The organism is Sulfolobus sp. E5-1-F, from assembly GCF_009601705.1.
GTDB lineage: Archaea > Thermoproteota > Thermoprotei_A > Sulfolobales > Sulfolobaceae > Saccharolobus.
Map to the genome: position 1 here is coordinate 1180472 of NZ_CP045687.1, position 12930 is coordinate 1193401.

At 35.0% G+C, this 12930-nt stretch carries 14 protein-coding genes; 8 read left to right on the top strand and 6 right to left on the bottom strand.

The window, feature by feature from the left end:
• Nucleotides 1–204 precede the first annotated feature (204 nt).
• Nucleotides 205–384, bottom strand: coding sequence for a hypothetical protein (locus GFS03_RS13300; protein WP_153422918.1), 180 nt, complete (start codon nt 382–384; stop codon nt 205–207).
• A 160-nt stretch (nt 385–544) separates the two neighbouring features.
• Here GFS03_RS13300 and GFS03_RS13760 point away from each other — a divergent pair, with 160 nt between their 5' ends.
• Both GFS03_RS13760 and GFS03_RS05760 read left to right on the top strand, forming a co-directional pair.
• Nucleotides 545–763: an SWIM zinc finger family protein gene (locus GFS03_RS13760; RefSeq protein WP_153422919.1), complete on the top strand. Its 219-nt coding sequence runs from the start codon at nt 545–547 to the stop codon at nt 761–763.
• Nucleotides 760–1290, top strand: a complete 531-nt coding sequence (locus GFS03_RS05760) for a DUF1286 domain-containing protein (RefSeq protein ID WP_153422920.1) — start codon at nt 760–762, stop codon at nt 1288–1290. Before GFS03_RS13760 ends, GFS03_RS05760 begins: the two co-directional genes overlap by 4 nt.
• 22 nt (nt 1291–1312) lie before the next feature.
• Here the strand turns inward: GFS03_RS05760 and GFS03_RS05765 are convergent, their stop codons facing one another.
• A complete protein-coding gene (locus GFS03_RS05765; RefSeq protein WP_153422921.1) occupies nt 1313–1870 on the bottom strand; it encodes a class I SAM-dependent methyltransferase in 558 nt (185 codons plus the stop codon).
• A 91-nt stretch (nt 1871–1961) separates the two neighbouring features.
• On the opposite strand from GFS03_RS05765, the gene GFS03_RS05770 reads away from it, so the two are divergent.
• From GFS03_RS05770 to GFS03_RS05790, 5 genes are all read left to right on the top strand, one after another.
• Complete coding sequence (locus tag GFS03_RS05770; RefSeq protein WP_153422922.1) at nt 1962–2600, top strand: HAD family hydrolase; 639 nt, start codon at nt 1962–1964, stop codon at nt 2598–2600.
• Nucleotides 2601–2690: 90 nt separating this feature from the next.
• Nucleotides 2691–3416: a hypothetical protein gene (locus GFS03_RS05775; RefSeq protein ID WP_153422923.1), complete on the top strand. Its 726-nt coding sequence runs from the start codon at nt 2691–2693 to the stop codon at nt 3414–3416.
• Entirely contained in the window at nt 3413–5005 is a 1593-nt protein-coding gene (locus tag GFS03_RS05780) for an ABC transporter ATP-binding protein (RefSeq protein ID WP_153422924.1), read from the top strand. Before GFS03_RS05775 ends, GFS03_RS05780 begins: the two co-directional genes overlap by 4 nt.
• Entirely contained in the window at nt 4989–5954 is a 966-nt protein-coding gene (locus GFS03_RS05785; protein WP_153422925.1) for an energy-coupling factor transporter transmembrane component T family protein, read from the top strand. The genes GFS03_RS05780 and GFS03_RS05785 overlap by 17 nt, the downstream gene beginning before the upstream one ends.
• Before the next feature lie 97 nt (nt 5955–6051).
• Nucleotides 6052–7332, top strand: coding sequence for an MFS transporter (locus GFS03_RS05790; RefSeq protein WP_153422926.1), 1281 nt, complete (start codon nt 6052–6054; stop codon nt 7330–7332).
• A 5-nt stretch (nt 7333–7337) separates the two neighbouring features.
• On the opposite strand, the gene GFS03_RS05795 is transcribed toward GFS03_RS05790, so the two are convergent.
• Nucleotides 7338–8996, bottom strand: a complete 1659-nt coding sequence (locus GFS03_RS05795; RefSeq protein ID WP_238699228.1) for an AMP-binding protein — start codon at nt 8994–8996, stop codon at nt 7338–7340.
• A gap of 63 nt (nt 8997–9059) precedes the next feature.
• Here GFS03_RS05795 and GFS03_RS05800 point away from each other — a divergent pair, with 63 nt between their 5' ends.
• On the top strand, nt 9060–10157 hold the full coding sequence (locus GFS03_RS05800) for a CaiB/BaiF CoA transferase family protein (protein ID WP_153422927.1): 1098 nt from the start codon (nt 9060–9062) through the stop codon (nt 10155–10157).
• A gap of 7 nt (nt 10158–10164) precedes the next feature.
• On the opposite strand, the gene GFS03_RS05805 is transcribed toward GFS03_RS05800, so the two are convergent.
• The 3 genes from GFS03_RS05805 to GFS03_RS05815 all read right to left on the bottom strand — a co-directional run bounded on the left by GFS03_RS05805 (nt 10165) and on the right by GFS03_RS05815 (nt 12906).
• Complete coding sequence (locus GFS03_RS05805) at nt 10165–10752, bottom strand: zinc ribbon domain-containing protein (RefSeq protein ID WP_153422928.1); 588 nt, start codon at nt 10750–10752, stop codon at nt 10165–10167.
• 437 nt (nt 10753–11189) lie between these two features.
• Nucleotides 11190–11711 (bottom strand): hypothetical protein, encoded by a 522-nt coding sequence (locus GFS03_RS05810; RefSeq protein WP_153422929.1) that lies wholly within the window; start codon nt 11709–11711, stop codon nt 11190–11192.
• A gap of 34 nt (nt 11712–11745) precedes the next feature.
• Nucleotides 11746–12906 (bottom strand): MFS transporter, encoded by a 1161-nt coding sequence (locus GFS03_RS05815; protein WP_153422930.1) that lies wholly within the window; start codon nt 12904–12906, stop codon nt 11746–11748.
• Nucleotides 12907–12930: the final 24 nt, after the last annotated feature.

Consider the following 12930-nt stretch of genomic DNA (forward strand, 5'->3'; position numbering starts at 1 on the left):
TTCAAGTTATCGTTATGTTAATCTCTTAAATATACTTTACGGTTTTAACTCAAGTATAACTTAAGGTATTATCATAAGACTAAAAAGGGTTAATCCTCTAAGAGAAGAATATAACTTATTTTCAGAAATATAGGTACTAAATAACAAACATTCAAAAAACTTGATTTAGGAGAAGATTAAAATTTAAAAAGGTTTTAGTTAAGGTTAGGAATACCAGATCCAACCATAATATTTCTTTTCTTTTTGCAATGAACGCCACTCTTCTGGAAACTCATTTCTCAGATATTCCTCTGGTAGTCTCGACATGTCGTAAGTAATCGGAATGCTACTCCAGTTGTCATTCTTTTTATCATCTTTTTTGTGACTAATTTTGAGACTTATCATACATTTCACCCTATCTATATATCTGACTTCTAATTTATAAACTTATCTAGCATAAGTTAAAAGGGTTAAAACGTATAAAACCTTAGGAATACTTTCCCAATTTCAATGAATAATACTTTCACTGAACTGGATCTAATTCTTTTTTAGAAGAAATGGTAATATGTACCCGTACTTAGTCAGAGTAACTAGGAATACTTATTACATCATTATAGACTCAGAGAGGAACCCATTAGAATCATACTTGGTAAGGATAGTGTATAAGGATAAACGAGTAATCAATTATTCGTGTAGTTGCAAGGGATTTGCAATAAGAGGGAAATGTAAACACATAGCGATTGCTAAAAATAAGGTGAGATTTATAAACGAGGAGAGGGAATGAATCTTGTGAAGCTCAGAACCCACTACGTCTTCTCGACAGGTTTATTGACACTTCTGGACTCTATGCTCTTTCATGAATATTTTTACTACACTGTTATCTTAAGCGGAATAGTTTCAGTAATTGGCAATTCATTGATTGATAGAATTGGTCATAAGGAGATTGCTACTAGGTACGGATATTTGCCAGTAAGGACACCGTTAACGCATACAATTCCTAGGAGTGTAGCTTGGGGTATTGTATCCACAATACCAATCATTATCCTTCTTTTAATTTATTACTATGGATTTAGCTATCACGAGTATTATTTCTCCCTTAACAATAAAGTAGTGTTACTAACATTGTTAAACGGTCTAGTTGTTGGACCCTCTCACATGTTCTTGGATATATTCACTGAAAAAGGAATTTACATTAAAAAACATGGAAGATGGAGGAGATTTGCCCTGGCGAATTTCAGATATGATAACCCTGCAATTAACGGTTTGGCAATTATTGCCGGTGCTATAATGATATATTTAGCTTACCTCTGAAAGCTTTTTAAGATATATAACCTCAACCGATTTGTTGCACTAGAGCCCATCTCTCCACTAAATTCTTTCCTTCCTTTATTATCTTAAATCGACCAAGAATTTCTTTCCATTCATCCCCACTAACGTCCCTTTTATCTTTCATGATAAGGCTCCTTGTAACACTAATGTAAGCTAAGCCATTGTCCTTTATAATCCTCTTAATTTCCTTAAGAGCACCATTATGGTCTGAAGTACAGCATAGCATTAGGTTAGAGAAAACAAAGTCAATACTTTTATCTTTAATAAATTCTAACTTCTGAGCTGGAGCAACGTAGGGTATAACGTTATTCAAAGACATTTTTTGGACCTTTTCCTTTAATCTCCTTATTGCCCTATCGTCTGGGTCTACTGCATAAACGGTTTTCACAATTCTAGCAAGGATTACAGTAAAGAACCCTGGGCCACATCCCAAATCTACTACCGTGTAGTCTTCTTTTAGATATTCAAGAAATCTTGATAATATCTTATTAGGGGGAGAAACTAAAGACCTTAAAGGATTATCGAGGATTAAAGGATTAATGTATCTATCGTTTTTACTCATTAATGTCTACATTTCTTTCTATCTAGTAAAGTTTTTCCCAATATTTTAGGGAGAACAAAAGCATATAACCTTAGAAATTTAGTAAAAGCACGTGTATAGAGCGATTTTCTTAGATTTTGGAAACACATTAGTTGGTTTTAAACCAGCATTTTATGAGAAATTGCAAACTATTCTCAAAGAACACGGTTACGATTTTGAAACTAAAAGGGTATTTAGAGCTTATGTGAAAGCCATGGCAATTAACAACTATTCCCAACCAACTGATATTAAGGAATTTCTATATAATTTGAATATCCCTCCAAATGATAAATTAATTAATGATATAAAGAGTTCTGATATAAGGGATGGGGAAGCTTTCGTATATGATGATGTGATTGAGTTTTTAGAAACCATTAAGAGTATCAACATGAAATTAATCTTAGTAAGTAATTCATCACCTAGAACCAAAAAATTGTTGGAAGAGTTAGGATTAGTAAAGTACTTTGACCATTTAGTCTTATCTCATGAGATTGGTATTGTCAAACCCAATCCTAAAATCTTCGCAATTGCGATTTCTAAGGGAGGATATCCAGCTTTGCATATAGGGGATATATATGAAATTGATTACGTAGGAGCTAAGAGAAGCTATGTAGATGCAATCTTGTTAGACAGATACGATTTCTACCCTGAGATCATCGAAAAGGCAAGAAATTTAAAAGAGATAATTCCCAGAATTATGAAAAATCTCTAAATGTAAGGGAAAATATTACCATAAATAGACTATATAGTTTATATTACCATTATAGGAAATCCTTTTAAATATTTATAGCAGATATTAAATATGGCATTCAATGGGATAAAGTTCGATACTTCAGTTCCTGGTATGATTCCTTGGGAAATAGTTACTATCTATTTTATAGTTGGGCTGGCAATAGTTTTCTACTTCGCTAGGAGATTCGGTTTAAAGAGTTTTACAACTATTGATCTAGTCTATATCGCGGTAGGAGCAGCCTTTAGCGTGGTTTGGGAATTCTATATAGGCAGTTTCATTGGAAGATTTTTACCCAGTACACCTTTCATAGGAGTAGGATTTTGGGGGAGAATGTTCATTCTACTTATCGTAGCTGCCTTAGTAAGAAAACCTGGTACTGGAATGTTAAGTTTGCTAATTTTCAACATACTATCAGACTTATTTTTCTATGGTTTTGGTGGAGAGCCGATGTATACAATTTATGAAGCTCTAACTTATGGGCTATTTCTCGACCTTGTTATTATTGGTAGTAGAGGTAAATTGTTCGGTATCGGGCATAAAAGTACAGACGGGTCATCGGTTGCAACTAGAACTGTTTTGGGATTAGCTGTACTAGAAGGGATAATAATTGGTATATTGTTTGCAATTCCAGACCCAATTTTTTATCTTGGCTTCTTTAGGCCATTAATAAGTGGGGCTATAGTAAACTGGGCTACTATACAATTTGACCTTCTAGCCTTTATACCAGGTGATGTGATCATAGGAATCTTAGGAGCTTTAGCTGGGCAAAGGATAGCCAAGGCGGTGGGACAGTGAAATTCGTGGAAATTAGGGATCTCCAAGTAACGTATTTAGGCAAGAATAAGCCCAGCCTAGTTGTAGATAAGCTTGATATAGAAGAAGGAGAGTCAGTTTTAATAACTGGAAGGTCGGGAAGTGGGAAGTCAACATTAGTAAGTGTTATTAACGGCGTAATTCCACACTTGATCAACGCTGAAGTAAAAGGAGAAGTTAGAGTTTTTGGACTTGACGTAAAGAGTACACCAACTCATGAAATATCTAAATACGTGGGTACGCTATTACAAGATCCAGACACTCAAGCTTTTAATTACACTGTAATAGATGAGGTAGCTTTCGGCGTAGAGAACTATATGATAAGTAGGGATGAGATGGTAAAGAGGGTTGAAGAGTCGATGAAAATATGTGGCATTTCTCATTTGAGGGATAGAGAGATAAATACCTTATCTGGAGGAGAGCTTCAAAGAACTGTCCTAGCTTCAGTTTTAGCCACGAAACCTAAGGCTCTAATTTTAGACGAACCCACTTCTAATATAGACCCTCAAGGTACTAGGGAAATTTTAGAGTTAGTAAAAGCCCTCAGATCTGAGGGAATTAGCCTAGTCTTAGTTGAGCATAAAATAGAGAGAGTATTGCCCTTTGTGGATAGAATAATTGTAGTAGAAGAGGGAAAAATTGCTATAGATGTCAGAAAAGATGAGATTGTTGATAAGGCCGATTTCCTTCACTCTCTGGGTCTCGAAATACCAGATTATATGCTATTTCTAAAGAAAAGCGGTTTTAAGAAAATAGATTATGAGTACTTAAGGAAAACTTACACATATAAACCACCTTCTAGAGTTGAGGGAAATGGAGAAGCTCTTTACGCAAGTGTAAAGGTTAAGACAAAAAGTGGAAGGTATTTAATTAATACCAAAATATCATTAAAACAAGGTACTATAACGGCGTTAATGGGTAAGAACGGCTCTGGGAAAACTACTTTATTGAAGACAATTGTTGGTTTAATCGACAAGAAAAGGCTAATAGTAGAAGAAGAGAAGGTTGTAGTTAACGGTATAGATTTAAGTAAGGCTAAACTAGTGGAGAGGGGAAAGTTCTTAGCGTATTTACCTCAGTTCTTTGACGTTATGTTTATAAAGAGAACCGTTGAGGATGAGATTAAGTTCTCAATGAAGAATAGAGGTATATATAACGAGAAGAGGTTAGAAGAAGTTATGAAGACGTTCTCTCTAGACGCCTATCGAAAGGAAGATCCCTTAGTTCTTTCCATGGGACAAAGGAGAAGAGTTGCAATGGCTTCGATACTAGCAGGTGGGGCTAAGGTCATACTGATGGATGAGCCGACAAGTGGGCAAGATTGGTATCATAGGCAAATCTTAGGAAAAGAACTCTTAGAATTAAGGGATAAGGGATATACTATACTGGTTGTAACTCATGATTCTAGATTTGTAGATAGATTCGCTGATTATTTATTAGTAATGAATGAGGGAAAAATCGTCTTAGAGGGAAAGCCGGAGGAGGTTTTCAGTAGATCACTAAAGCATGGTATAGAGCCTCCATTAGAATACGAATTAGGAGGATTGATAAAAAATGAACAATTTAGTTGATCAAATAATAAGTTGGGTAATTGTTCTCTACGGATCTGCAGTACCAGCTTTATTTGTGATTTTCTTAGTGGGTATAACGGGTTTAAGGGAAATAACGCGTTATGAGAGTGGAAATACGTTTCTCTACAAGTTAAATCCCGTTATAAAACTAGTACTTACAATTGTAGTAATGACTGTAGCTGCTACTACTATATGGTGGATAGGTGCTATATTGACCTTAATTCTCCTATTATCATATCTAACGTTGAATGAGGGAGTAAGGAAATTCGGATATGCGTTCTTTCTGACGCTTTCGACAATATTAGGTGGAACATGGAGCATTGCTCCTTATACTCCACCTAGTATATTACAATTAGCCTTCCCTAATGTGAAACAATTTACGGTTATTTGGACCTTCCCATCGTATTTCCAAGTCATGGGTTATGAGCAACAATTGACGTTAGAAGCTCTAATTTACGGTCTTCAGACTGCATTTAGAGTAGCCCCAGTCTTATTATCAGCATTACTATTTATTACTACAACAACTGGGTCTGATATATTCAGGATGTTCACTAAAATAAAGATACCTATAGCAATAACGTTTTCAGTGTTAGTTGGCATAAGGATGATACCTAGGATATTCGAGCTATTGGATACTTCAGTGAAGATGCAATATATAAGAGGTTTAGGATACGGTAAGCCAAGGATAATATCATCACTGTTAATAGTTTACGCAATATTTGAGGCGATAATACCAACTATGGTATATTTATTTAGGGGAGCTAAGAATTTAGCAATTTCTGCTGATACTAGGGGATTTAGGGCTTATCCAAGTAGGACTAGTCTAGTAGAGCTTAAGTTTACTAGTCTTGACTATTATGGCTTAATGATAATCGTAGCTTTAATAATTTTAGCAATAGTTGCTAATTTATTGGGATTTGGGAGAACGATACCATACGTTGGAGCTTAATTTTTATTTATTAAAAAAATGGTAAAAATAAATAATTTCATGATAATCAATTAAAAAGAAGATATCTTTATCTACAAGAATTAAGATAGTTAATAACATGTCAAATAAAGATTTAACAACCTCATTAAAAGTAGCAATATCTGCAAACCTAGGTTGGGGATTTGAGTTATTTGATCTCGTTGTGTATTTATATGTCGCAAATACTATAGCCCCATTATTTTTCCCCGCAACAGATAAGACCGCCAGTCTGCTCGAATTCTTACTGACTCTAGTAGTAGGATATTTTGCTAGACCAATAGGTGGTATTTTCTTCGGGCATTATGGTGATAGGATAGGAAGGAAAAGATTATGGTTTATTTCTCTTCTAGGAATGGGATTAGTGACAATATTTATAGGATTTTTACCAACCTATTATCAGATTGGAATACTTGCAACTATATTATTGGTTATACTAAGGATTCTACAAGGTTTCTTCTTAGCGGGAGAGTGGGGAGGAGGAATGACCTTAGTAACGGAATTCGCTCCAGACACGTTAAGAGGACTTCTAGGGGGTTTGCAACAAGGTGGAGCAGCTTTAGGCTTAATATTTGCAGTTATAGCGAATGAGGTAGCGTTAGCTTTAGCACCCGGAACAGCTTTTCAAACATTAGGTTGGAGGATAATGTTCTGGTTCGGGGCCATCCCTTTAATAATAGCTTTAGCGGTTAGATGGAAAGTTGGTGAAAGTGTGGAATGGTTAACTAAGGTAGCCGATAAACCTGAAAAAATACCAATAGCCACTGTATTTAGAAGATGGTGGAAGATGGTCATCATAGCAACTATTGTATTATTTGCCAATGGTTCTATATATTACGGTATAATAGCTTATATGCCAACCTTCCTAGCTCTACATACAAGTTTATCTAGTTATGAAATAGATAATATTGTGCTAGCAACAAACTTAATTTGGTTATTTATATCTCCTTTGACAGGTTATTTAAGTGACGTCTTAAAGAGAAGAAAGTTACTGATTGGTATTTTAGGATTCGTAATCGGAATACTGGTTTATCCAATAATCTCCTTATTGTACACTGGATCCTACATTTCAGGAATTATAGCAGGCATTATTATGGGATCCTTGTTCGCATTTCAGTACTCAATTTTCCCTGCATGGTTATGTGAAAATATATCTACTAATGTTAGATATTCATATATAGCTTTCTCAATAAACCTAGGCGTAGCGTTCTCCTCGTTCGCACCTTACATAGTAACCGCGCTAGGTTTAGCTTTTAATAATCCAGTACTAGGAATTGCGACTTTCGATATTTCAGTAGCCATAATAGGGGGAATAACTGCATTACTGTCACCACCCGATAAGGTAGGAACAAGCCTACAATAATAACTTTAGCCTATTTTTTCATTCTCTCTTTTTCTGAGTTCAAATCGCTTAAGTTTTCCAGTTTCTGTCCTAGGTAATTCTTTCACATATTCTATTTCCCTAGGATAAGCATAGGTTGCTAACTTGTCTTTAACTAGTTGCTGTATTTCTTTTGTCAAGTTATCTGACGCTGAAAAATCTTCCTTTAATACTATAAACGCTTTAATTACATTTCCCCTTAAAGGATCTTGTTTACCTATTACTGCTACATCTTGAACTGCAGGATGTTGTAAGATTACTCTTTCTATTTCTTCTGGACCTAGCCTATATCCAGAAACCTTTATCACATCATCAGCCCTACCCTTAAACCACAAATAACCTTTCTCGTCCATAATTCCCACATCACCTATTAAGAACCAATCTCCTCTAAACTTCTTTGTAGTGGCCTCAGGGTTTTTAAAGTAGCCCAAAAATAGTACTGGATCTCCGTTTTTCACAGCAATATCTCCGATTTGATTAATTACTGGATTACCGTTCTCATCGATAACCCCTACCTCATGTCCGGGTGTAGGTTTACCTACAGATCCTATTTTTCTCCATACAGAATTATTAACTGCAACTAAATTAGCCTCAGTACATCCATAGAACTCATTTACATTAGGGCTTAGCTCCTTAATTGCCCAGTTAATTAACTCCTCACCTACTGCTTCTCCTGCACTGCTTACAGCCCTTAATTTTAGATCATACTCTTTAGATGGCTTCTCCACATCCCTTCTGATCATCCTTAACGCGGTTGGCGGTATAAAGGCACAAGTAACTCCATATTTTTGCATTATTGCCAAATGGTCTCTTGGACTAAACTTCCCTTCTCTCCTATAGGCTATTATAGGTTTACCAAAGTAGAGACTTGGTAGTATTACGTCACCTAAGGCACCTATCCATCCCCAATCAGCCGGAGTGTAAAAAACATCATTATCTTTAGGTGCCATTTCGAAGTACAATTGATAAGCAGGAATATGACCTAAGAGAAATCTGTGAGCGTGAAGAACACCTTTAGGTGCTCCAGTACTGCCAGAGGTATAAAATAATTGAGCGGGTTCTTCACTATCAGTTTCTACAGCATTAAACTCAGCACTCTCTTTCCTTATCTCATCAAATCCCACTACATCTTTCGAATCTTCACCTACTAATACAATATTAATAACATCCTTAATTTTCCCAATTACACTTTTTCTATCCGTGACTAGAACTTTAGCTCCACTATGCCTTAACCTATACTCAACTGCTTCAATTCCCATTAGAGGGGATATAGATAACGTAATCGCTCCTAAACGATAGACGGAAAGAATGGTAATTATAGTTTCTAGCCTTGGTTGAAGATAAACTCCCACAATGTCTCCTCTTCCTATCCCGAACCTTTCCTTGAAAAGTTTAATGAAGGCGTCAGACAATCTTTTAATTTCACGAAAAGTGTAAACTCCTTTATTGCCTTCTTCATCTTCGTAGTATAATGCAATATTGTCACCTAATCCTTCCCTAATTTTCCTATCTAATATTGCCTCACCTATATTAAATTTCCTAGGAATCTCCCACGCAAATGACTTCATCAATTCTTCATATGTGGAAAATTTTATCTTTCTCAGATCAATCTCAAGATTCATGAAATAACTATATTTTTCTACCATTAAATTATTTTCGTATATTATACTGTATAAAACTTTAAAAGGAAACGCTATCAACATCTAAATATGTATAGAGTTATCGAGCTAGGTCATGTTATATCAGCTCCCTTTGCTGGCGAGATGTTAGCTCATTTAGGATTTGAGGTAATAAAGGTAGAACCTATTCAAGGTGATCCCAGCAGAAGAGATGATGTCATGGGGGATTCCATGTTTATTTTTAATAACAGAGGTAAGAAGTCAATTGCAATAGACCTAAGGAGTAAGAAGGGAAAGGAAGTCTTTTTAAAGCTAATTAAGGAATCTCACGTGCTTATAGAAAATCTATCCCCATATACAATGGAGAAGTTAGGATTCGATGAAAAAACTCTCTTCTCACTTAATCCAAGTTTAGTCTATTGTTCAATAAAGGGCTATCCTAAGGGAAAATACGAGAATTTACCAGCCTTCGGTACAATCATAGAGAGCGTTAGTGGGATAATGGATGCTAATGGAAAAGCTAGATTACCAGCATCGATCACCGATATGAATACTTCAACTTACTGTGTAATCACTATACTTTACGCGTTATTGATGAAAAAACCTGGACATTATAGGGTGAATATTGTGCAAGCTGATGCAGTTTGGTTGGGATATTATTTGATTGAATATGAGAAATTTGGAAAGGTTTTTGAGGGAGGTAAAGACGAATTACCTTTTTGGGCTCCATATGAGCTATTCCGAAGTGAAGAGGGAGATGAATTTTATTTGGCAGTAAACGATGACGTTAAATTCAGCAAGTTATGCAAACTATTAAGATTAGAGAATTTGCTAAATGATGAGAAGTTTAGAACTAACTCTGCCAGAGTAAAAAATAGAAAGGAATTACATGAACTGTTACAAGATAAGTTCAGTAGAATGAAACTCGATGATATAATTAACTTACTAAGTGAGAATGATATACCAGTAGCCAAAATGAATAAGTTAAAAGATGTTGTAAATGCTGACTTCATAGAGTGGGAAAAAAGATATAATAGCAATATACTAATTCCAAAGCTTCCATTACCTGGCTCTTTAGATAATAAAAGGGAGCCTAATTTAGGGGAAAATACCATGGAGATACTAAGGGAATTAGGATACAATGAAGAGGAAATAAAAGTAATGATCAAAGAAAATATAGTTAAGTAGGAAAAAATTAAATATAATTTAGTACTTCTTCCATCTGCGTTATTGAAGCGACATATCCATTTAAAGTGACTTCTATTAATGTTGTACCCTTATATGCTATTAGTATAGTATGTGGGTATGGAGAAGTAGATGCGAAGTAAATTACCCTATACCCATTATATTCAGTAGAGTTATAGATTAGCATGAAGTCATGTGAGAAGTGATGGTGATGTTCGTCCTGTATGAAATGAGATAAAGGAAGAACAAAATGACTAACGTTTGAAGTGAATTGAACTACGTTTATCACCATTTTAACTTTAGTACCATTTATATTCCCTACAAGTACTTCATGATCTAGTGACTTGACATGTTGCGGATATGGTATAGTAACGTTAGTACCATTGGCATAGTATATAGTAATATTTTCTGTAGAATATACTTTCAAATAAGTTTGGTTTTGCAAAACTTCCCATGATCCTCCAAAGATTGTCTGAGCTTCAGAAGAGGAGAGAGCAACTATTTTGGATGAAGAACTAATAAGGGCTGACATCGTAGTTACTGAAATTGCAACTACGGCTATTGCGAGAATTCCAGCGATTAGCAGTTTTGTTTTCATTAAAGATGAAGCTTGCTTGCAAATATTTAAACTCTTTCGAAATAGGTTTGTTAATCAGTATTTAGAGATCCCTTTTTCACTCATGAACGTAAGTCTAGAACTCATTAAACACTGTGGATTTAGTCATAAAGCGCTTGATTTGACGCCTCAAAATTACCAAGTCCACTGACGCTCTTACGTTAGCTTTCTTTTTTTAGGCTGTATTTAAAAGCGTTCAATAGTATACCTACATTGGTTTATCCTTAACCCAAGAAATTGCTCTTATGCTCATTCTGTTCATGCACGTCTTAAGAATTCTATTTCCCTTTGTTTTCTATTCATCTTGTGTCCTAGTATATTACACCTTACTACACTTGAATACTTCCCTAAATGTACAAAGTGTGGCTCTGAGGATAATCGTACCTATATAGTAACTTGTACGTAGTCAAGTAGAAGATCTAACTTTGCAAGTCACTTATTAATTCCTTAATCTGAGAAAATGAGGCTTTGTACCCATAAAGTGTTATTTCAACTAGCGTTGATCCCATAAAAGCGACTATAACTGTTCTAGGATACGTAAAAGAGGTTGCCGAATAAATTATGCAATATCCATCATACTTATAGTAACTGTTATTGATAGTAAAGATCTCATTCCAACTCACATTTGATGAGAACTTCACAACAACTATTACCATCTCTACGTTAGTATTATTTAGTAGATTACCTACAAGTGTTTCTTGTTCAATCGACTTCACTTTTATTGAATGTTGTGTAGTGATATTTGAACTGTTAACGTAGTACATTGTTATCGTGCTAATATACTTTAAATTAGTATCATTCTGTAGAACTTCCCAATTTCCACCAAAGATCGCCTCAGCCTCTTGAGGGGAGAGTAAAAGATCATTTGAGGGATATAGCACTATTAAAGCAAAAGAAATTATAACTATTAAAACTACAAAAATCAAGAGTTTCTTATCCATATGGATATGCGGAGTCCTATAGCTATTTAAATTTTCATCTCTTAACTATAATATTATCGTTCCAAAACATCTTGAAGAAAGCTATTGCGGTAATGACAACGGGTATTACTAAGGACGACATAGAGAGTGATAACCCAACTATTTCTGATACAAATCCGATTATGGCTGGAACTACTAGGAATAATAAATTGTTATAAGCTAAGAAATACGAATTCACTGCGTTCCTTTCAGCTATACTGGTAGCTCTACTTATCATTATAGTAGCCATAGGAAATATTGAGCCGTGAGGTATCCCCAGTAGCGCTATAACTACTAGAAATATAGAGTAATTAGGAGCGTATAATATTCCGAATAACCCCAAAATCGTTATAATGATAGAGATTAACATTGGCGTTCTGAGGTTTTCAAATGGTCTAATGGTCATCGTAAGTCTAGTCAAGAAAGACATTATATAGAATGGCAAAAAGACAAAGTACGCATCAAAGCTAGGTAAGTTGAATCTATCCTTAGCTAATATTGCTAAGAAAGTCGTGAATGCTGCGAATGGTATATTATAAGTGGTAATCGATAAGGCAGCTGCTATTAGACCCTTATTTTTAATCACTGAAATTCCACTATTTTCTCTCTTAACATCTGGGAATCTAATTCTCGATGCAATTATAACACCTATGAACGCTAATGGAATAAACCATAAGAATATACCCCTATAGTCATATTTTGTTAGTAAATAGACTTCAATTGCTGGGCCTAGGATCAAACTGGTACTAAGGCTAGTTGAGTATAAAGATAGTAATCTCTCGACTGATCTCTTATCACTTGCTAAACTCGCGGCAGTCACTAGATTAGGCATTACTAAACCAAATGCAACTCCAGCGAAGATTGAGATTATCCATATTGATAATGAGTTAGACAGATAATAAAGTGGTAAAGAAAGTAAAATTACAACATTGGATATTATAAGTACTCTCTTTCTTACCTTGGAATTAAGTTTAGGATTAATAAATGTTGTAGAGATAAAATTGAAGGCAAATAATAAGGCTGACAAAAGACCAACCAACGAGTTAGATAGTTGAAGGCTATATTTAGCCAATAGTGGAACTGTAGTAGTAACCATGTTATTAGTGGCCCTTGCTGAGATTGTCATTAACACAAGGATTATAGCTGAGTAAAACAATGAGTGTTTTGAGCTGTCCATGGCAAATAATGTAGTTGACAAGTT